General features: G+C 37.2%; 21 protein-coding genes. 17 read left to right on the forward strand and 4 right to left on the reverse strand.

The genetic code is table 11. The annotated features are described in order from the left end of the window. Positions 1-411: 411 nt before the first annotated feature. Positions 412-1,716 (reverse strand): AarF/ABC1/UbiB kinase family protein, encoded by a 1,305-nt coding sequence (locus QF042_RS11345; protein WP_307528340.1) that lies wholly within the window; start codon positions 1,714-1,716, stop codon positions 412-414. 7 nt (positions 1,717-1,723) lie between these two features. After that, positions 1,724-2,377, reverse strand: coding sequence for a TetR family transcriptional regulator C-terminal domain-containing protein (locus tag QF042_RS11350; protein ID WP_307528342.1), 654 nt, complete (start codon positions 2,375-2,377; stop codon positions 1,724-1,726). A 223-nt stretch (positions 2,378-2,600) separates the two neighbouring features. Between QF042_RS11350 and QF042_RS11355 the strand changes: the two genes are divergently transcribed. The 7 genes from QF042_RS11355 (at position 2,601) to QF042_RS11385 (ending at position 9,145) form a co-directional block, all read left to right on the forward strand. Beyond that, positions 2,601-3,455, forward strand: a complete 855-nt coding sequence (locus QF042_RS11355; protein WP_307528344.1) for an HD domain-containing protein — start codon at positions 2,601-2,603, stop codon at positions 3,453-3,455. Between the two features lie 441 nt (positions 3,456-3,896). Then, a complete protein-coding gene (locus QF042_RS11360; protein WP_086546713.1) occupies positions 3,897-4,037 on the forward strand; it encodes a twin-arginine translocase TatA/TatE family subunit in 141 nt (46 codons plus the stop codon). A 57-nt stretch (positions 4,038-4,094) separates the two neighbouring features. Next, positions 4,095-4,307, forward strand: a complete 213-nt coding sequence (locus QF042_RS11365) for a hypothetical protein (protein ID WP_307528349.1) — start codon at positions 4,095-4,097, stop codon at positions 4,305-4,307. Positions 4,308-4,573: 266 nt separating this feature from the next. Beyond that, positions 4,574-5,983 (forward strand): IgGFc-binding protein, encoded by a 1,410-nt coding sequence (locus tag QF042_RS11370; protein ID WP_307528351.1) that lies wholly within the window; start codon positions 4,574-4,576, stop codon positions 5,981-5,983. A gap of 31 nt (positions 5,984-6,014) precedes the next feature. Continuing rightward, on the forward strand, positions 6,015-8,132 hold the full coding sequence (locus tag QF042_RS11375; protein WP_307528353.1) for a PKD domain-containing protein: 2,118 nt from the start codon (positions 6,015-6,017) through the stop codon (positions 8,130-8,132). A 1-nt stretch (position 8,133) separates the two neighbouring features. After that, the gene (locus QF042_RS11380; protein ID WP_307528355.1) at positions 8,134-8,490 is read left to right on the forward strand and encodes a type IX secretion system membrane protein PorP/SprF; all 357 of its coding nucleotides are present in this window, start codon (positions 8,134-8,136) and stop codon (positions 8,488-8,490) included. Beyond that, positions 8,459-9,145 carry a PorP/SprF family type IX secretion system membrane protein gene (locus tag QF042_RS11385; protein WP_307528357.1) on the forward strand — a complete coding sequence of 229 codons (687 nt, stop codon included), beginning with the start codon at positions 8,459-8,461 and terminating at the stop codon, positions 9,143-9,145. Before QF042_RS11380 ends, QF042_RS11385 begins: the two co-directional genes overlap by 32 nt. 949 nt (positions 9,146-10,094) lie before the next feature. Here QF042_RS11385 and rpoN read toward each other — a convergent pair. Continuing rightward, positions 10,095-11,567: an RNA polymerase factor sigma-54 gene (rpoN, locus tag QF042_RS11390; RefSeq protein WP_307528359.1), complete on the reverse strand. Its 1,473-nt coding sequence runs from the start codon at positions 11,565-11,567 to the stop codon at positions 10,095-10,097. Between the two features lie 160 nt (positions 11,568-11,727). On the opposite strand from rpoN, the gene mscL reads away from it, so the two are divergent. Beyond that, positions 11,728-12,111 (forward strand): large conductance mechanosensitive channel protein MscL, encoded by a 384-nt coding sequence (gene mscL, locus QF042_RS11395; RefSeq protein WP_307528361.1) that lies wholly within the window; start codon positions 11,728-11,730, stop codon positions 12,109-12,111. 216 nt (positions 12,112-12,327) lie between these two features. On the opposite strand, the gene QF042_RS11400 is transcribed toward mscL, so the two are convergent. Continuing rightward, positions 12,328-13,200: a ChaN family lipoprotein gene (locus tag QF042_RS11400; protein WP_307528363.1), complete on the reverse strand. Its 873-nt coding sequence runs from the start codon at positions 13,198-13,200 to the stop codon at positions 12,328-12,330. Positions 13,201-13,331: 131 nt separating this feature from the next. On the opposite strand from QF042_RS11400, the gene QF042_RS11405 reads away from it, so the two are divergent. From QF042_RS11405 to tsaB, 9 genes are all read left to right on the forward strand, one after another. Next, positions 13,332-14,096: a LiaF domain-containing protein gene (locus QF042_RS11405; RefSeq protein ID WP_307528365.1), complete on the forward strand. Its 765-nt coding sequence runs from the start codon at positions 13,332-13,334 to the stop codon at positions 14,094-14,096. 23 nt (positions 14,097-14,119) lie between these two features. Further along, entirely contained in the window at positions 14,120-14,467 is a 348-nt protein-coding gene (locus tag QF042_RS11410; protein WP_307528366.1) for a DUF4288 domain-containing protein, read from the forward strand. Further along, the gene (locus QF042_RS11415) at positions 14,457-15,518 is read left to right on the forward strand and encodes a sensor histidine kinase (RefSeq protein WP_307528368.1); all 1,062 of its coding nucleotides are present in this window, start codon (positions 14,457-14,459) and stop codon (positions 15,516-15,518) included. The genes QF042_RS11410 and QF042_RS11415 overlap by 11 nt, the downstream gene beginning before the upstream one ends. Then, a complete protein-coding gene (locus QF042_RS11420) occupies positions 15,496-16,230 on the forward strand; it encodes a LytTR family DNA-binding domain-containing protein (protein ID WP_307528370.1) in 735 nt (244 codons plus the stop codon). Before QF042_RS11415 ends, QF042_RS11420 begins: the two co-directional genes overlap by 23 nt. 447 nt (positions 16,231-16,677) lie before the next feature. Then, entirely contained in the window at positions 16,678-16,836 is a 159-nt protein-coding gene (gene rpmH / locus QF042_RS11425) for a 50S ribosomal protein L34 (protein ID WP_010601723.1), read from the forward strand. 67 nt (positions 16,837-16,903) lie between these two features. Next, positions 16,904-17,302 carry a ribonuclease P protein component gene (locus QF042_RS11430; protein WP_307528372.1) on the forward strand — a complete coding sequence of 133 codons (399 nt, stop codon included), beginning with the start codon at positions 16,904-16,906 and terminating at the stop codon, positions 17,300-17,302. Next, positions 17,286-17,516: a membrane protein insertion efficiency factor YidD gene (yidD, locus tag QF042_RS11435; RefSeq protein ID WP_108201106.1), complete on the forward strand. Its 231-nt coding sequence runs from the start codon at positions 17,286-17,288 to the stop codon at positions 17,514-17,516. Before QF042_RS11430 ends, yidD begins: the two co-directional genes overlap by 17 nt. Before the next feature lie 942 nt (positions 17,517-18,458). Continuing rightward, complete coding sequence (locus tag QF042_RS11440) at positions 18,459-18,611, forward strand: hypothetical protein (protein ID WP_307528378.1); 153 nt, start codon at positions 18,459-18,461, stop codon at positions 18,609-18,611. Positions 18,612-18,803: 192 nt separating this feature from the next. Continuing rightward, the gene (tsaB, locus tag QF042_RS11445) at positions 18,804-19,499 is read left to right on the forward strand and encodes a tRNA (adenosine(37)-N6)-threonylcarbamoyltransferase complex dimerization subunit type 1 TsaB (protein WP_307528380.1); all 696 of its coding nucleotides are present in this window, start codon (positions 18,804-18,806) and stop codon (positions 19,497-19,499) included. Position 19,500: the final 1 nt, after the last annotated feature.

The raw sequence follows: 19,500 nt of genomic DNA on the forward strand, positions 1-19,500 counted from the left end.
TTGTAAGATTGCTTTGTCGGCTGAAAAGCCTTCTCGCAATGACGATACCCTGAGGCTATTCAAGCCCTTAAAATCATGTTATTTATATTGATTATTATACGACAAATTAGCCCCCGAAATGATGGATTCTTCTTGAAAGATACTGTCCTTCTGCAACGTCGTAGTTTAAACCTTAATGACCTTAATTTCTTAATGGTCAGTATTAATTGAGGAAGGAAGTAATAATAAAGCAACTTAGATTTCTTCCCGAGGCCTTGGGCAATTTCTCGTTAAGTTAACATACTCGTTGTCAGTCTGAGCCTGTCGAAGACCTTTACTAATCGAAACAAAAAAAATGTCCTTCGACAGGCTCAGGATGACAATATTTTGGTTTTCTTCTCACTTATGGCATGCGCTTCGGAATGACGACTTTTAAGCACTAACATCAGGCTTATAAGTATCTGTTTTAACAGTAGCCTTTAGTTCATGTAATATCGTATACAAGCCAAAATTTGTTCGGTTAACATAAATAAAATGTTTTACCCCGCGGGCTTGTTTAAACTCTGGCATTTTAGAAATTTTTTCACCGTAGAGATATAGCTGTTCAAAAAAATCAGGTTTACTAAAATCAAAAGATTTACTGGTATAAGGTCTGGCAAACAGGCTGATCATCTCCCTATACGATTTATAATAAAACTCAATCTGTTCAGGAGAATCATCTGCATGGATCATATCAAGTTTTCTAAAGGCATCTATCGTTTTATTTTTATCATTAATTACATCAGTAGAAATTAAGGAGAAAAACGGGTAATAGAAATCATCAGGTATCTCTTTAATACAACCAAAATCAATTACACCTAAATTTTCATCCGGTGTAATCATAAAGTTTCCGGGATGTGGATCGGCATGTACCGCCCTTAGTTCGTGCTGTTGAAAATTGTAGAAATCCCACAGCGCCTGTCCGATTTTATTGCGTAGCTCTTGAGAAGGATTAGTTTGTAAAAATTCTTTTAAATGTAAGCCATCAATCCAATCCATGGTAATGATCCGCTTTCCGGATAATTCAGGATAATATTTCGGAAACACCACATGGTTGAGGTTTTTGCAGGCTTCAGAAAATTCAATTGAACGCTTAACTTCCAGTTCGTAATCTGTTTCTTCGAGTAAACGTTCTTCAACTTCTTTAATATAAATATTTAATTCCCTTTCCGACATGCCCAATAAACGGAATGCGAAAGGTTTTACCAGCTTTAAATCAGATGAAATACTATCTCCCACACCCGGATATTGAATTTTAATGGCTAGTTTTTTGCCATTAAGCGTAGCCTGGTGTACCTGCCCGATAGAAGCTGCATTGCTGGAGCTTAAGTTAAAGCTATCGAAAATATTTTCTGGAGTTTTACCGAAATTTTTTGTAAAAGTTCGCACAATTAATGGACCCGAAAGGGGCGGGGCATTGTATTGCGACTGGGTAAATTTATCAACATACGATTTGGGCAGGATATTTTTATCCATACTCAGCATTTGTGCAATTTTTAAGGCACTTCCCTTTAATTCGCTCAGCGATTTATAAATGTCAGTAGCATTATCTTCATTTAATTGCTCACGGTCCATTTCAGGGTTAAACAATTTTTTGGAGTAATGTTTAATGTAATTGCCCCCAATCTGGATACCGGTTTTAACAAATTTTGCAGAACGTTCTACCTTGGTAGTTGGAATACTTTTTTGTGTCTTCATCTGGTATTTAAAACCTCATCTTATCTGCAAATTTTCCATTCCTGGATAAAAACTTGCCGTATTCCAATAAATTATCGATTGGCGAATGCTGGAAAAGATCGAAAGTTACATTAATACCTTTTTCGATGGCTTCGTCACTTTTTTCGAATCCTTCACTATCATCGTTGATCCAGAAATTTACAATAAAAGCAAACTGAATCCATAAGGCATCTTTGTACCTTTTGCTTAAAAAACGGCGTTCAGCGAGTTCTCCACTATCTAAACCTTCCTCAATAATTTCTTGTGCAAAGTTTTCGAAAATAGGTTTTACGCCAGCCAGAACATCGGGAGTAGAAAATTTACCACGGTGATTCTTTAAGCTGTAAATCACAAAACTGCGTTCGTTTTTCAGGTTTTCCAGGTAACTGTAAAAGAAAGAAAGCATTTTTTCTCTGGCCGTATACTGGAGCCAAACTTCCTGCTCTTTAATTTTGTTAATAGTTTCGAAAGTAAGTTCGAACCAGATTGTTTTTTCTATGCTTTCGAATGAAGAGAAAAACTGATAAAAATCGGCCTCGGTAATTTTAAGCTTTTTTACAAAAATATAAACCGATTTTGGTTTTTCATCGTTCGTTAAAACATAATCTAAGTATGCATTTCTAATTTGCTGAGCGGTTGCCATATAGCTGTTTTTACAAGTATAACGATTAATTTATGGGCTTGTTTTTGCTGTTGGTTTTTTGTTGATCATGAAATTGTAATAATAGCTTTCAAAATATTTGAAAGTTGGTTTTGTAGCTAATTAATTTAGTTTTAAAAAATTTTAATGTGGATAATTTTTTACAATAAAGCTAAAATAATTAGTATTTTTGTAGTTAATTATTCCTTTAATTAAAGTAAGCAATATGATCCAGGTAAACGATTTTTTATATGGTAAAATGGAACTGCCAATGGTATTTTCTGATCTGTTAAATACCGATGTTTTAAAAAGGTTAGGGGGGATTCATCAAAGCGGTGCTATATTTTTGGTCAATCCAGATATTTGCCATTCGCGCTTGGAGCATGCCATAGGAGTGACCATGTTAATCCGGATGCTAGGCGGTTCAGAACTGGAGCAAATTGCCGGGTTGCTGCATGACATTTCGCATACAGCTTTTTCTCATGTAGGCGATTATGTTTTTGGCAATACAGATGAAGATTATCATGAAAAGGTTTTTGCTGAAGTTTTATGTAAATCTGAAGTGCCAGATGTGCTGTTGAATTATGGATATAATGTTAACCAGATTTTGTATGGTACCTTTGATATTTTAGAGCAGCCCTTGCCGGCGCTCTGTGCCGATCGTTTGGACTACACTTTACGTGATGGTGTTCATGGTGGGATAATTTCCCGTCAGCGTGCCCGCGAATTCTTGACTTCAATTGTTTTGAAGGATGGAAAAATAGCGGTGAGTGCAGAAACTGAAGTGGTTTGGATTAATGAAGCCTTCAAGAAGCTGAATAATGATCTGTTTAAATTGCCACTTCATTTATATGCCAATGGCAAAATGGCCGAACTAATTAAGAAATTTCTAAATAAAGGAATATTGGTTGAAAGTGATATGTTTAAAACAGATACCATGCTGCTGAATAAAATTAGAACATCCTATGAAGGATATGAAGCCATTAAGTCGATTAAACAGTTAAAAGGTTTTGCCGAATTTATGCGCCATGGCGCAGTACCTAAAATCAAAACAAGAACATTAAATGCTTTGTTGGTTTAGCGTTTAGGGGGTAGGTGTTTAGTGTCGATTATCCGCTTCGTTTCTTTCTCCTGAATCAATAACCAATGGTTATCATCAATCAACTAATTTATGATCGAAATACAGAAAGAAAGGATTATGACTCATTGAATCTCCTGAGGAACAGTTTATTGTCTAAAAACCAATATAAATAACATAGAAATTCAAAGAGATAGCTCCCCCAAGATTTCGTCATTTCGAGCGGCGTGCAACGCAGTCGAGAAATCTGCCAAGATAGATCTCTCTCCCGAACGTTCGGGACTGCGCTCCAGTCGAGATGACGATGCTTTTTATTGAAAGTCTGTCAATGGTAACTTGTTTCAAGGGCTTTCCTATATAACGAGAATAAAACCAATGGCTAATTGAACCAATCAACCAAACCGTTTCAGTAGAATTAACGTATATTGTGAAAAATATAAAGATATGTCTGCAATAGAAATTATTTTAATAGGAGTGGTTATCCTGCTTATTTTTGGTGGCAAAAAAATACCTGAATTGATGCGGGGAATAGGGAGAAGTGTGAAAGAATTTAAGGATGCAAAAGATGAACCTCCTGTTAAATAATTGTGCCGAATAAAACTTTCTGTTCATGGAGCTGTTTTATCTAAAATAAACGCCAATATGGAAAATAAAAAAGAAGATCTGGCTAAATCAAAATCCGATTTTACAGCAGAAAATGCAAGGCATCCCGAAAAGGGATTAAATGATTGGAATGACCGTTTAGACGAAAATCTGGAGCCTGAAGATCATAACGATAGTGTTGCAGATGAGAAAGCCAAAGATTTCTCAGCAAAATACGGTAGCGGCGATCAGTCCGACCAAGGCAGTAACTGAATATTTATCTTATAGCCACTTTAATAAGGTGGCTTTTTTGTTTTGCATAATATTGTCATCATTCCCGACCCCGTTTTTCGAATACCATTACATTTGTATTTGAAACTTTTTTACACCACTTCTATAGTTTATTACACGAAAGACGGTTTTTCTGCTTAAAAATTGTTAAAATCTATTAATTGTTTTTTCTTGTGATTTGATTAATAGTATATTGCATCTCTAATCAAACAAACATGTTTAACGTTTTCAAACTAAGCTGATAAGTGATGAGCAGGCATTGGTTATTGGTTTTGTTTTTCTTGCTTTTTGCAACATCCTTGTCTTTTGCTCAAAACACATCAAATAAGGGAAAAGATTTTTATGTTCCTTATGCAGGGCATATTGATGGTAATAACTCCAGATTAACCTTGTTTTTATCTGCAGATCAGGCTACTGACTATAAAGTTTATATCGGGGGGATTCTGGTATCTCCGGTTGGCGCCACTATTCCGGCCAATACCTGTTTGCCATTCGTAATCAATCCAAATGCATACGCCGTATTAATGGGCAGCTCCAATTTAATAGAGCCTAATAAAGCCATTAACGTGGTTACCACTAAAGCGATATCATTGTATAGTATTATTTCTAATAATGCCCGTACGGGTGGTACCTTAGTATTACCAACAAATACACTTGGACAAGAATATTATGCCTTTAGTTATGAGAACCATGGAAATCAACAGGGGTTTTCGCAATTTACAATTGTTGCAACAACTGATAATACAGATGTAGAAATTACACCTAAACAAAGCGAAAGGTATGGAGGAAGAACAGCCAATACAACTTTTACTATTAAGTTAAACAAAGGCGATATCTACCAATATCAATCAGTTGGCGATTTAACAGGAAGCCATATCAAAGCCTTAAATTGTAATCCCGTGGCCGTATTTACAGGTAATACCTGGGCAGCATTTTGTGATGAAGGTAATAGCCGTAATCCAAGTGGGGGCGATAACCTGTATCAGCAGGTTTTTCCGGTTTCTGCATGGGGGAGAAATTTTGTAACAGCACCTTTTTATAATACCCTTCACGGTAATACCGATATTATAAGAATAATTGTAGCTGATGATAATACTATATTAACCGTTAATGGGAGTACTACCAATGCTAACGGAACTCCGCTTTCTAATCCTTACAGTAAAGGAGCGGTGGTTACATTTTTTTCTGCTTCAGCAAATGTAATTTCAGGTTCGAAACCAATTGCTGTTGCACAATATCAAACCTCACAAACTTGTAATCAAAACAATGGAAGCAATACTAATCAAGCACAATTTCCAGGCGATCCTGAAATAACTGTACTTAACCCCGTAGAGCAAACGTTAAATAATATTACGGTTTTTTCAGATTTGAGATCGGTAGGAGTTCCTACCCAGATTACGAGATACTATTTGAATGTAATTATTAAAACAGTCGACATAGCATCATTTAGGCTGGATGGTAACCCCGTGAATAACTTTACAGCGATTGATAATGTATTTAGTTATGCTGTAATTGATGTGACCAATACGCAGCCTCAACACCGGTTATCTGCAGCAGGTGGTTTTTCAGCAATTTCATATGGTTATGGAACGGTAGAGTCTTATGCATACTTAGCCGGGGCAAATATTCAGAACTTTACTTTTCAAACCCACCAGTAGTGTTACTGGGCAACCTATTAGCAGCGGTTGTTTGGGGGAGCCCATCAGTTTAACCATAAATTTACCTTATCAGGCCATTAAATTAGATTGGGAAATTCAGGGAGCAGCGCGCTTTACTGATGATAATCCCGTGGCAATAAACTTCTTCACGAGGCCAAATGACAATAATACCTATTACACTTACAAGTATCCTAACGATTTGAATTATCCTACTCCGGGCGACTATCAGTTTAAAGTGATTGCGACTAAGCCCAATGCTGATAATTGTGGTAATACGGAAGAACTAATTATCGATTTTTCGGTAGATAATCAGCCTAAGGCCGCATTCGAATTACCGGCTACCGGTTGCCAATCTAGTGGTGTCCAATTTACCGATAAAAGTACATCCAATTCAAATTCGAGGAGTATTACACAGTGGTTATGGGATTTTGGTGATGGGAAAACATCGCCTGAACAGAACCCTGTTCATGTTTATGATCGTCCGGGGAATTATAATGTGGTTTTAACGGCGATAACAGATTCTAAATGTTCTGAAACATCTTCGGCATTTCCAATTGTGATTAATCCTCAGCCCATCTCCGATTTTGATGTGAAAGGTTTATGTGTAGGCAAACCGATTATTTTAACTGAAAAATCGACGATAGAAAATCCAGGCACTATCGTAAAATGGACCTGGGATTTTGGCGACGGAAGTACTCCCGCTACTGAACAGCATCCTATTCATCAATATAGTGCCATTGGTTCTTATACCATTACGCTAACTACTGAAAGTGATAAAGGATGTGTGAGTGTAATGAAAAGCAAAATGGTAACTTTAATTAACCCACAATCCGCTGATTTCGAACTTCCTGATTTTTGTTTGAATGATGGCGTGGCCAGATTTAGAAATACATCCAAAAATGCAGATGGAAGTACAACAGGTTTAACTTTTGAATGGCAATACATGGATAATAACAATAATGTAGTAGCCACTTCATCGGGTATTGATGGTGCTTTTACACCTGCAACCGCGGGAAATTATAATGTGATTTTGATTGTGAAGAATCGGGATGGCTGCGAAATATCAGCTTCAAAAGGATTTACAGTTAACGGTGATGTTAAAGAAGCTGATTTTGAGATTATAAATGACCATAGCTGTGTGAGTGAAGATATCATGATTAAAAATACATCTACCGTATTTACAGGCAACATCACAAAGATTGAGATTTATAGAGATTTTGGTAGGGAAACTTCTATTTATAAAACCATCGCTTATCCGGATAATAACGAAATTTTTGTTCTTAAGTACGATAGTTTTGGTGGCACTATCGACCGAACCTTTAACATCAGGCTTGTAGCTTATTCCGGAGAAAATTGTTCTAAATTTTCAGATCAAATACTTACTTTAAAACCGGTTCCGCAGTTGGTATTTGATGATATGGCCCCAGTTTGCGAGGCAGACGGTACAGTTTTAATTACGCAGGCTAAACAGAAAGCTGGTGAAGAAATGAATGGAACGCCAGGCGTATATAGAGGCGATGGTATAAGAGCGGATGGTACCTTTAATCCGAAAATTGCCGGACTTGGGCCACATCTCATCACTTATACATTTACAGGAGATAATGGTTGCCCTGGCACGATCACCAATACAATCGAGGTATACAAATCGCCAGTGGCTAACGCAGGTACATTGGTTTACATTTTAGCAGGCGGACAGATCGAAATTCCTGCAACCGCTGAAGGTACTAATTTGAAATTTAAATGGTCGCCTGCAACAGGTTTGAACAAAACGGATGTATTAAATCCGATTGCATCGCCAGATAACGATACTGAATATACGCTTACAGCAACCACACAGCCAGATGGATGTGCCACAACATCTACGGTACTGGTTAAAGTTTTGCAAGGTTTAAATCCACCCAATACCTTTACACCAAATGGTGATAATGTGAACGATACCTGGATGATTAAATATTTAGAATCTTATCCAAATGCCACTGTCGAAATTTTTAACCGAAACGGGAATAAGGTATTTTTTAGCACTGGATATAAAATTCCTTTTGATGGGAATTACCAAAATGAACCGCTTCCGGTAGGTGTTTATTATTATATCATTAACCCCCGTAACGGACGAAAAACAATAACAGGACCGCTCACTATAATCAGATAAATTGAAGAAGCTTATTATCATATTTGCACTTTTTGCAACCTTTAAGGTTTTTGCACAACAAAAGCCACAGTATACCCAGTATATTTTTAATCAATATCTGCTAAATCCGGCGCTCTCAGGAATTGAAAATTACCTTGATTTTAAAGCGGGTTACCGTAAACAATGGTCGGGTATTACCGATGCACCTCAAACTTCATTTGTATCGGCACATTGGGCGCTGGGCGATAATCAGTTATGGAGTAATGCGCTAACCTCTTTCCCTGAGCAAACAGGTAATCCGATGGACCGGAACTATATGCAAAACTACATGTCCTCCCCATCGCACCATGGAATGGGGGTTAACCGCTGTTTTAGATAAAACTGGTCCGATAAAAAGACTGGATGCTAATGTTACCTATGCTTATCACCTGCAATTGAGTAATAATTTCAATTTATCGGCAGGGGTGGCAGCAGGTGTTTCGAGCATCTCGTTAGATGTTAATGCACTTACTTTCGATACACCGATAGATCCGGTAATGAACAGGGCATTGATTAATCAGGTAAAGCCCGATTTGAGTATTGGTTTATGGTTATATGGCGCCAGGATGTTTGCAGGGGTTTCTGTGCAGCAAATTTTACCGCAGAAGTTAAGTTTCACAGGAGACAATAGCTATAATCTGGGTAAAGAAGTACCTCATTATTTTGCCACTGCAGGCTATAAATTTTTTGTTGACGACGAAATAGCAGCCATTCCATCGGTTATGGTAAAATATGTATCGCCTGCACCTGTTTCTGTTGATGTAAACCTGAAACTGGCTTTTAAAGATAAAATCTGGTTGGGTGGGAGCTATCGTAAAGACGATTCTTTTGCTGCAATGGCAGGTTTCAATATTGGGAAGATGGTTAACTTAACTTATTCTTACGATTTTACCACATCTGAGTTAAATCAGGTAAGCAATGGCAGCCACGAAATTGTATTGGGCCTATTGCTGAATAATATCTATAAGGTGCCATCGTATATTAAAATGTGGTAATCTTCTGGTATTCATGATTTTATGATTTTTTTGTTTATAGATCGGAGCGCAAAACCTGTATAGAACAGGAAGTTTCCTCCAGCCTTTCGCTTTTACGCTTCGCTTCCTCGTACCTCGTTGCTGCAGGGTAATGCTTCAGCCGGGGCTAAATGGCCAAGGCAGTTTTTCATTTTTGAGGTTGCAAGGTGCACAAACTTTGTGCTTAAACCCGATTGCAATGCAAAGCCCGTAAGCGAGAAATCCCGATTCATCCTATCGTGTGGACACATCTCTGTTATTTCATTTATTTTTAGCATCGTTGCCTAGGTCGATCGTCATGCTGAATTTATTTCAGCATCTTTCCTGCTATTAAGAGACTCTGATTAAAAAAAACTATCAAGTGTCGGTACAAAAATTTATTTATTTCCGCTCTATGCCACGGTGGCATGGTAGTTTTTCGCAGATCATGTTGTTTTTATTTGTGCTCAAGAATGCTGCGCATTTTGGAGCGCCAAAGTACCCAAAGCGCTTTGTCAATCCAGCAATGGGCCCTTTACAAATCTCATGCACATCAAAAAAACAGCGGCACTTTGTTTTGTGTTCAATGCTCTTTTGAGCTTTAATTCGGTGTTTCGAACACAAAACCACTGCGTTTCAGGTTTGTTCGTGCCAATTGTAATGAACTACTCCTGTTTTTTTGATTCTCCAGACCCTTGGGATTGACGGCGTTCTTCGGTAAAACCTGTAATTTATTAAAGCAAGTTAGCAAAACGTATAAAAAACCAAACCAAAGGATATATCCACACGAAAGGATTCATCGGGACGGACCTGGAATGGAAAGCGGGACCAAAGCTGCCAAGCACACAGAACTGCTCATTTCCCAATCACAATAAAATAGATAGCTTATATCGGATGCAATGCTTACAATTGATAATTTACTGTTACTGAAAACAGAAAACTGCCAACTAAACTAAAGTTCTTTCCTGAGTCTGGCTACCGGAATATTCATCTGCTCACGATATTTCGCAACAGTTCTTCTGGCAATGTTATAACCTCTTTCTTTTAAAATTTCGGTTAATTTTTCATCTGCTAAAGGTTTGCGTTTATCTTCGTTGCCTATACAGTCTTCTAATATTTTTTTAACCTCCTTATTCGAAACTTCCTCACCGTTTTCGGTTTGGATAGCCTCTGAGAAAAAGGATTTTAACAAGAAAGTGCCAAATTCGGTTTGTACATATTTAGAGTTTGCCACCCTCGATACGGTGGAGATATCCATATCGATTTTATCTGCAATATCTTTTAAGATCATCGGACGCATTTTCCGCTCGTCGGCCGTTAAAAAATATTCATATTGATAATGCATAATGGCATTCATGGTTTTTAACAAAGTTTGTTGTCTTTGTTTAATCGCATCTATAAACCACCGGGCAGAATCTAATTTTTGTTTAACAAACTGAACAGCCTCTTTTAGCTTTTTATCTTTGGATGAAGCTTTGTCGTAATGCTCAAACATCTCCTGGTAAGATCTGCTTACCTTTAGTTCAGGGGCATTTTTCGAATTTAATGTCAAAATCAATATGCCATCATTATTACTGATATGAAAATCAGGAATAATCTGCATTTGTTTGGTCGTAACCTGATTGGCATCACCTGGTTTCGGGTTTAAACGCAAAATTTCGTTTACTACCTCTTTAAGTTCTTCACTATCTAAACCTAAACTTTTTTCTAATTTATCGTAATGTTTACGCGTAAACTCATCCAGATAGTTTTCTACAACATTCATTGCTTTAACTATAATCGGATTATTTGGGTCTTTTCTTTTTAACTGGATCAACAAACATTCTTTCAGGTCTCTTGCACCAATGCCTGGAGGATCGAAGCCCTGGATCAGTTTTAACATGTCCAATACATCATCTTCCTCCACCATAACATTCTGAGAAAAAGCTAGATCATCGATCATGGAACCCAGCGGACGGCGTAAATAACCATCATCATCTAAACTGCCAATAATTTGTTTGCCAATAATAAAATCCTGATCGGAGAGGGGAATAAGGTCTAATTGCTCTTGTAAACTTTCAAAAAAAGTACTTTCAATGGCTATAGGGGTTTCTTTCTTCTCCTCATCGTCGTCGCCATTATTGTAGTTGGTGCTGTAATCGTTGGTTGAATCATCCTGTAAATAATCATCTACATTAAATTCATCCATGCTGGTATCTTCTGATGATTTTTCGTAATCTTCAGGTCCATCATTTAAATCATCATATTCGCTCTTTGGCTCATCCTGAGTCATTAAACTCGGATCTTCAAGTGCTGGATTTTCTTCGAGTTCTTCTTTTACACGGGTATCTAAAGCAACGGTTGGCACCTGCAGCAGTTTAATAAACTGTATTTGTTGTGGTGATAACTTTTGTAATAATTTTTGTTGTAAGTGTTGCTTTAGCATATTAAATATAAAAGAATATGGCAAAAATAAACAATAGATTTCAGATATTCTCAGCAATTGAGCTAAATGCTAACGATATGTTGGGTTTAAAATTATTTTCTAAACATTTGCATTGCAATTTTAGTTTACTAATTTTAGTATAAACTTAAAACGGAATATTATGGGGTTAATAAAAGAATTTAAAGAATTTGCTGTAAAAGGAAATGTACTTGATTTAGCTGTGGGTGTTATTGTTGGAGCTGCATTTGGTAAAATTGTGAACTCGCTGGTTGAAGATATCATCACTCCTTTGTTGTTAAATCCGGCTTTAAAGGCCGCTGGAGCTGAAAATATTGCAACACTTACCTGGAATGGCGTTAAGTACGGTAATTTTATCGCAGCTGTAATTAACTTTATATGTATCGCTTTTGTTCTTTTCTTAATTATTAAAGGTGCCAACAATTTGAAAAAGAAAGAAGAGGCTGCACCATCAGCACCTCCGGTACCAACAAAAGAAGAAGTGCTATTAACCGAAATAAGAGATTTGTTAAAAACTAAAGCATAATATAAAAAAGCCGTTCCGAATGTAAAATCATCAGCACGGCTTTTTTGTTTAATATCTTCTTTTTCAAGTACTTTCGTCATGCTGAATTTATTTCAGCATCTTTCATCTTCTTGCAAAATAGACCCTGAAATGAATTATCTTAGGTGAGCTCGAAGGCTCGGTTCAGGGTGACGACTCGAATGATAAATATCTGCTGAACATTTTAACCGATTCAGATTAATAACTCCTTTTTACCTTTGGATCTGTAATAATCACATAATCGCCTAGATTTTTAAATCTTTCCCAACTTGGATTGGTAAAGCTTTCATCAGAAAATGAGGAAATGTTCAGGATTTTTAATTTTGGGTTAGATTGGGCAAGTTTTGCCAGTGTTCCCAGTTTTTCATCGCTGTGGAAACGACCATTAAGCTGAAACACCTTAAAGCCCCTGTTTGCCTTAACAAATTTATTTATCGACCATGCCATGGTAGCATCCCATAAATTTTGGGTCTGGTAAATCTTCATTGAACCCATGCTGTGGCCACGTAAAGTCTCTGTAAATTTTTCATAATATCTACCCTGAGCGGTATCAATAGGTAGGGGTGGTAAAAAATTGAATGATGTTTTTGGGAAATTTTCTAAAACTTTAAGCCCTCCCATGGTAACCGCATTGCTGTAACGCGTAGCCGCATTTGCAGCAATCACTTTTAACTTGTTTTGTTTGGCGTATTCTATTAAAGGTTTGTAATCTTTGTAATTTCCCCAGGCTCTGCCTTCTTTAACAAAGTTCTTTTCTGAAATTAATCCTGCTAAGTATTCATCTACTTCAGGTTGTACATCGGTATGGAACATTTCTAAAGATAGCGCGGTTTTTAATGGATATTTTGAATGGAGTTTTTTAAAGATCTCCGCTTCCAGATAATGCCCTATAGAATCGTTGTGGTCTTCGCCAAAGAATAAAACATCTGCCTGATCCATATCGGTAACAATGTCATCTATTGATATGGATTTCTGTTTTTTTACATCGTAAATTTTGTAATGGCTACTTATTTCCTGTGCATACAAGCCGGTAGAAATAGTAAGAACAAACATTAATAGGGAAAATTTCATGGCATCAAAATAACAAAATAATTTTCACCGATAAAATAAGGGCACTTACCGCCCTTTACTGAGTTTTTGCAAGCTAGGTCTATTTTGATCGGGTGCTTATCAATACTTTTGGTTATTAAATATAAACACAAATGGAAAATATTAATAATAACGATAACAACCAGCTTAAAAACTCAGGAAGGGTTTGGAGCGGTTTCCTCATAGTCATCATCGGATTTGCATTTCTATTGAACAATATGGGATTAAATATTCCGAGATGGATATTCAGCTGGTCCAATTTTTTAATTGTACTTGGTGTATTTATCGGCGTTCGTCGTAACTTTAAAGGAATAGCCTGGCTGATCTTAATTTTGATTGGCGCTTACAATACCTTAGGTAATATACCTGGGTTGGACCTTAACCTATCTAAATATGCTTTAGGTATTGGTTTGGTTATAGTAGGCGGTTTTTTAATCTTCAGACCAAAGGATGCCTTTGTTTTTAAGAAAAAACGTAAAGATAAGAACAAAGCCGGTTTTGATTTTGAGGATGCTACCGATAAGAAAACGGCAAATAATAATGATGTTATTGATGTAGTGGCTGTTTTTGGGGGTAGTAATCAAACCGTTTACTCTAAAAACTTTCAGGGTGGCGATATTACTGCGGTATTTGGCGGAGCAGACATTGTAATGACTCAGGCTGATTTTTCTGAAACAGTATCGCTTGATGTGACTGCGGTTTTTGGAGGGATTAAATTAATTGTACCACAAAACTGGGCTATAAAATCGAACGTAACGGCATTATTTGGTAGTGTAGAAGATAAAAGATCGCATGTGATGCCTGTTTCAGAAATGACAAAAACACTGGTTTTAGATGGTACAGCGCTATTTGGCGGAATCGAGATAAAAAGTTTCTAAACATCTATTATAAAACATCGCCTATGAAATGGTTTGCAGTAAATTGTATCTATCAGGTAATTTGTGGTGAAGGAAAACATACACCTCAGTTTAATGAACAAACGCGTTTAATCCTGGCAGAAGGGATAGCGCAGGCCTTAGATAAGGCTAAATTGAATGCCGTACATTTTAATCCGCCCTTTAACAATTGTAAAGGAGATAAAGTAGTATGGAAGTTTTTAGGTGTAGGGGGAATATCGGAAGTCGAAGAACTTGCCGATGGTGTTGAAATAACTTCCAAAATTGTTGAGCCCAAATCGGTAGAGCAATATCTGGAAAAGCTGGCGCACCGCAATAAATCATTAACTAATCAAAACCATTTTGACAACTAGACCTTTATCCGTTCCGCAAATACAGAAAATATCATTCACCATAGCAATAGTGTGGACTGTATTGTGTGGTGCCGGATTGCATTATGTAGTTAATTTTTCCTGGTGGATATCGATAACCGATAGTTTAACCAATAACTTTTTGCTGGCTTTGGCCTGTATTGGTATTAGTAATATGCTTGGGTATTATCAGCCCAAAAACGAGCGGATACTGTATGTACTGATCATTACCCTTGCGCTTACTTTTGTGATTATCTTTGCATCAAAATATATGGTGCTCTATATTTTTTCTGATTATAAGGAATATAAAGATTTTTACAATTTCTCTTTTGCTTTCAGGGGCTTAATTTCTTTTATGTGTTTAGCCTGGTGTGCTTTAGCTAATATTTTATGGTATAGATTAGAAGAACAGTCAGAAACACACGAAAGACTATCGGCAGCTAAAAGTTTAGCCAAAGAGGCTGAGTTAAATAAGTTAAGACATCAATTACAGCCTCATTTTCTTTTCAATAGTTTAAATTCGGTATTTGCACTGACCATGGTTAACCCAAAAGAGGCGGGAGTAATGATTACAAAATTAGCTTCTTTTCTTCGTGGCACCTTAAAACGCGATGATGAATTATGGGTTTCGGTTGAGGAAGAAATGGAGTATATCCAATTGTACCTCGATATCGAAAAAGTAAGGTTTAGCCATAGGTTAAATATTGAGGTTAATATTGCCGAAGATACCTTAAACCTTTGTTTGCCAGGTACATTATTGCAGCCCATTGTAGAAAATGCCATTAAATTCGGACTTTATAATACTTCAGCAGGCATTACCATCAAGATAGATGTTACCGTTGAATATAATATTTTACAAGTGCGGGTACAAAACCCCTTCGATCCGGAAATGAAGGCCGCCGGAGGAACAGGATTTGGTTTAAGTGCCATTAAACGCAGGTTATATTTGTTATTTGCGAATACGCATCTGCTACAAACCGATATTGAGGCAAATAATTTATATATTACCACCCTAAAAATTCCACAAAAAAATGATCAGAACAATACTAATTGATGATGAGCCTTTAGCAAGAGATATTGTGAAATATTACCTTTCAGATCATGCAGAAATAGAGATTGTAGCCGAATGTGGTGATGGATTTGAAGGTTTAAAAGCCATTACCTTGCATAAGCCTGATTTAATTTTTCTGGATATACAGATGCCCAAAATTAGCGGTTTCGAAATGCTCGAGCTGGTGGAAGATAAACCTGCCGTAATTTTTACCACAGCTTTTGATGAGTTTGCCATTAAAGCTTTTGAGGTTAATGCGGTAGATTATCTGCTTAAACCGATTGATAAATCACGCTTCGATGCGGCTATTAAAAAGCTACCAGGCAAATTAAACCAAACCGAAAATACGGAGGCTGTTTTGGATGCTGCAGCTTTAAGTCCAGCCCAAAATAATAGGGTAGTGGTTAAAAAAGACGGCGTCATTAAGATTATTCCTGTTGCCGATATCAACTATTTAGAGGCTGATGATGATTATGTGAAATTAAGTACCGTTGATGGTGCTTTTTATAAGAACAAAACCATGGCTTATTTCGAACAAACGCTCGATGTGAGCCAGTTTATCCGTATACATAGGTCTTATATCATTAACCTGGCCCAGGTGACCAAAATAGAGCTAAAAGAAAAAGATAGCTATGTGGTGCTGTTAAAGTCTGATATCTGGTTGCCGGTAAGCAAAACAGGTTATGTGAAATTAAAGGCTGCGTTAGGGTTATAGAAAGATTTTTATTTGGAAAGCAATCAGGTGCTCAGGTTATCGTCAGCCCTGCTTTCCGTTATAATCTTTTTGCCCTTTACTTCGACTACGCTCAGTACAAGCTCGCTCAGAGTAACAAAAGGATTTCCACTCCAATCAGGTTTATTTTACGGCTGCCGTTGCTACTATTAACTGGCAGTTCCTTTCTAACGCCTATATTATATACTCCGTTCCGTAGGAACGGATCATGGGTAGAAAAAATGCAATATGCATATTTTCGTTCCGTAGGAACGTTTGATGAAATAAATAACGCAAGCAATCGTCTAAAATGAGAACATTAGCCCAGTTTTTCAAAAGAATTATTACATTTGCATTAAATAGAAAAAATAATAATTAATCACTCTTGCATTTGTAGAGAAATCGCTTTATATTTGCACCTCTTAATTTTACAATAGATAATATACAGTCATGAAAAGAACATACCAACCTTCGCAAAGAAAGAGAAGAAACAAACACGGCTTCCGCGAAAGAATGGCAACAGCTAACGGCAGACGAGTATTAGCATCACGTCGTGCTAAAGGAAGAAAAAGATTAACAGTTTCTGACGAACGCAAGCATAAAGCATAATTTTTGATTGCTTTTCCGTTAATTCGGGATCGGCAGATCAAAATCTGCAGTTATCAATCAAAAATATATGTACACATTCAGGAAAGAAGAACGGTTATGCAGCAGGAAACATTTAGACCTGTTGTTTAAAAACGGTTCTTCTTTTTTATTATACCCCTTTCGGATTTCTTATCTTTTTGTCGACCAACCAGCTCATGTACAAGCGCAGGTGGTAATCAATGTTCCTAAAAAAAGATATAAACGGGCAGTAGATCGCAATCTGCTCAAGCGTCGCATACGTGAAGCTTATCGCTTAAATAAACAAGATAAATTATACATGCCTTTACCTACTGATAAGGGATTGCTTTTGATTTCTATTCAATTTGTAGGTAAAGAAAAATATGATTTTGTCTTTATCGAGAAAAAACTGATTGCTGCTTTTAAGCGCTTTCAAAATTTAATCCAGCCCAATGAAATTCATCAATAAAATTTTTGGATGGTTTTTTTTAGGTTTAATTAAAGTGTATCAATACGCCATTTCGCCAATGCTAGGGGCAAATTGTAGGTTTACCCCAACTTGCTCGCAATATGGTATAGAAGCCATTAAAAAGCATGGGCCATTTAAAGGTGGTTGGCTGGCGCTGAAACGCATTGGCCGTTGTCATCCATGGGGCAAACATGGGCACGACCCTGTTCCGTAGAGAGATTTATTAGTTCAGTTGTTCATTAGTCATTGGTTCATAGCAACATTCGTCATTATAAGGCAGATTGAACGAGCCAGCCTGTCCCGACTTTTCCAATCGTGTAGACACATCAACATCAGCTTGTATTTGTTTTTAGCACATATTCCTAGGGCGATCGTCATGCTGTCCCGAAACTTCAGGATCAGCATCTTTCCTGCTAATAACAAGCTTTAATATCTTAAACCTATATTTCGGAGATAAATGTTGCTTTTTTTCGCTTTTTGCCGCGGGGCATGGTAGTTTTTCGCAGTCAACATTGTTTTTAGCTGTGCTCAAGAATGCTGGCGCATTTTGGAGCGCCAAAGTACCCAAAGCGCTTTGTCAATCCAGCAATGTGGCTTCTCACCGCCCACGCTCATCAAAAAAACAGTGGCACTTCGTTTAATCAGGTACTGTTTGTGTTTTCTTCGGTCTGATTGAGCCCTTTGGGGTGTGTGTTCAATTTATATTAAACTTGAATTCAGTGCTAATGAACACAAAACCACTGCGTTTAAGGTTTGTAAGTGCAATTTGTTCTATTATGCACCTGTTTTTTTGATTCTCCCGCCACTTGGGATTGACGGCGTCCTTCGGTTAAGATTGTGGTTTATTAAAGCCAGCTAGCATTATGCCCAAACCATTCTTAAAAAAGATGTGTCCACACGATAGGACTTTCGGGAAAGCAATCTTTTAAATTGCTAAATGGGTTAATTGAGACCAATTTCCAGTTAATTCATTTGAAAGATTTGGGTAAAGATCCTTCGATTACGCTAATTGACGTTATTGTAATGATTTAAATATGAGTGGTTTATGCAGGTTGCGTATTTCCGCCCAACTAGGCCGTAGCACCGTATCCCCGTTCTACTTAAATCCGGCCTAACAAATTTTTCGGGCTCCACCGACCTATCCAACCTACTAACTTTGAAAGAAAAATTTTCAGCCGGTGTTTTTTGTTTTTTCATGGGCCTTTATGTTTTCAACGGCATTCAAGCTAGCTGCGCTGGTTTTTTTGACACCAAAAAGAAAGAGCCCATCGGCGGCGGTGAGCCGAGGAAAGCATGTGCTGTAGGGTAAAAAATAATTAATTATATACGTCATTAATAATTGATTTTATACAATAAATTAATCCCTCAGGATGACACATCACGAGGGGTAATTGTCCCAAACTGGCTAACGGTTAATAGTTTAAATTGACTAAATCAACTCCAAACGCCAAACCCTCAACTCCAAACTTATCTTCTCTCCATTTTTACTTATCTTTGCATAATGGCTAAAATACTTCAAATAGAAACCGCTACAGCAGTTTGTTCTGTTGCACTATCTATCAACGGCAAAACATTTTCTTTTAAAGAAGAGCAAGGGCAGAACCTGCACGCAGCTAATTTAACCCTGTTCATTGATGAAGTGCTCAAAAGCGCAGGGTTAAGTTACCAGGAATTAGATGCCATTGCAGTAAGTAAAGGGCCAGGGTCATATACAGGATTAAGGATTGGTGTTTCTACCGCTAAAGGCCTCTGTTATGCATTAGATAAGCCTTTAATTGCTATCGAAACTTTGGAAATGATGGCTGCCGGTTACTTAATCGAAAATCCTGATTATGCTGGTTTAATCTGCCCAATGATCGACGCTCGCAGAATGGAGGTTTATACCTCAATTTTCGACCGTTCGTTAAATGTGATTACGCCTACCGAAGCGAAAATTATTGATGAAACAAGTTTCACAGATTATCTTACACAACAAACTGTTACTTTTTTAGGAGATGGGGCTGCCAAGTGCGCTGAGGTTTTAACACATCAAAATGCAAAATTCGATGCAACAAATTTCAACGCTGCAACTTACATGTCGCGATTAGCGAATGATGCTTTCAATAAAAGTAATTTTGAAGATGTAGCCTATTTTGAGCCCTTTTATTTAAAAGACTTTGTAGTTACACAATCTAAAAAACAACAAGCACAAGGTTAAG

The organism is Pedobacter sp. W3I1 (genome assembly GCF_030816015.1).
Lineage (GTDB): Bacteria > Bacteroidota > Bacteroidia > Sphingobacteriales > Sphingobacteriaceae > Pedobacter.

Coding starts and splice junctions, on each gene's coding strand:
- rpmH (WP_010601723.1), top strand. CDS start 16,678: ATGAAAAGAACATACCAACCTTCGCAAAGAAAGAGAAGAAACAAACAC.
- QF042_RS11345 (WP_307528340.1), bottom strand. CDS start 1,716: ATGAAGACACAAAAAAGTATTCCAACTACCAAGGTAGAACGTTCTGCA.
- QF042_RS11360 (WP_086546713.1), top strand. CDS start 3,897: ATGTCTGCAATAGAAATTATTTTAATAGGAGTGGTTATCCTGCTTATT.
- QF042_RS11430 (WP_307528372.1), top strand. CDS start 16,904: ATGTACACATTCAGGAAAGAAGAACGGTTATGCAGCAGGAAACATTTA.
- yidD (WP_108201106.1), top strand. CDS start 17,286: ATGAAATTCATCAATAAAATTTTTGGATGGTTTTTTTTAGGTTTAATT.
- QF042_RS11400 (WP_307528363.1), bottom strand. CDS start 13,200: ATGAAATTTTCCCTATTAATGTTTGTTCTTACTATTTCTACCGGCTTG.
- QF042_RS11370 (WP_307528351.1), top strand. CDS start 4,574: ATGAGCAGGCATTGGTTATTGGTTTTGTTTTTCTTGCTTTTTGCAACA.
- rpoN (WP_307528359.1), bottom strand. CDS start 11,567: ATGCTAAAGCAACACTTACAACAAAAATTATTACAAAAGTTATCACCA.
- QF042_RS11410 (WP_307528366.1), top strand. CDS start 14,120: ATGAAATGGTTTGCAGTAAATTGTATCTATCAGGTAATTTGTGGTGAA.
- QF042_RS11350 (WP_307528342.1), bottom strand. CDS start 2,377: ATGGCAACCGCTCAGCAAATTAGAAATGCATACTTAGATTATGTTTTA.
- QF042_RS11420 (WP_307528370.1), top strand. CDS start 15,496: ATGATCAGAACAATACTAATTGATGATGAGCCTTTAGCAAGAGATATT.
- QF042_RS11405 (WP_307528365.1), top strand. CDS start 13,332: ATGGAAAATATTAATAATAACGATAACAACCAGCTTAAAAACTCAGGA.
- mscL (WP_307528361.1), top strand. CDS start 11,728: ATGGGGTTAATAAAAGAATTTAAAGAATTTGCTGTAAAAGGAAATGTA.
- tsaB (WP_307528380.1), top strand. CDS start 18,804: ATGGCTAAAATACTTCAAATAGAAACCGCTACAGCAGTTTGTTCTGTT.
- QF042_RS11365 (WP_307528349.1), top strand. CDS start 4,095: ATGGAAAATAAAAAAGAAGATCTGGCTAAATCAAAATCCGATTTTACA.
- QF042_RS11355 (WP_307528344.1), top strand. CDS start 2,601: ATGATCCAGGTAAACGATTTTTTATATGGTAAAATGGAACTGCCAATG.
- QF042_RS11385 (WP_307528357.1), top strand. CDS start 8,459: ATGGAATGGGGGTTAACCGCTGTTTTAGATAAAACTGGTCCGATAAAA.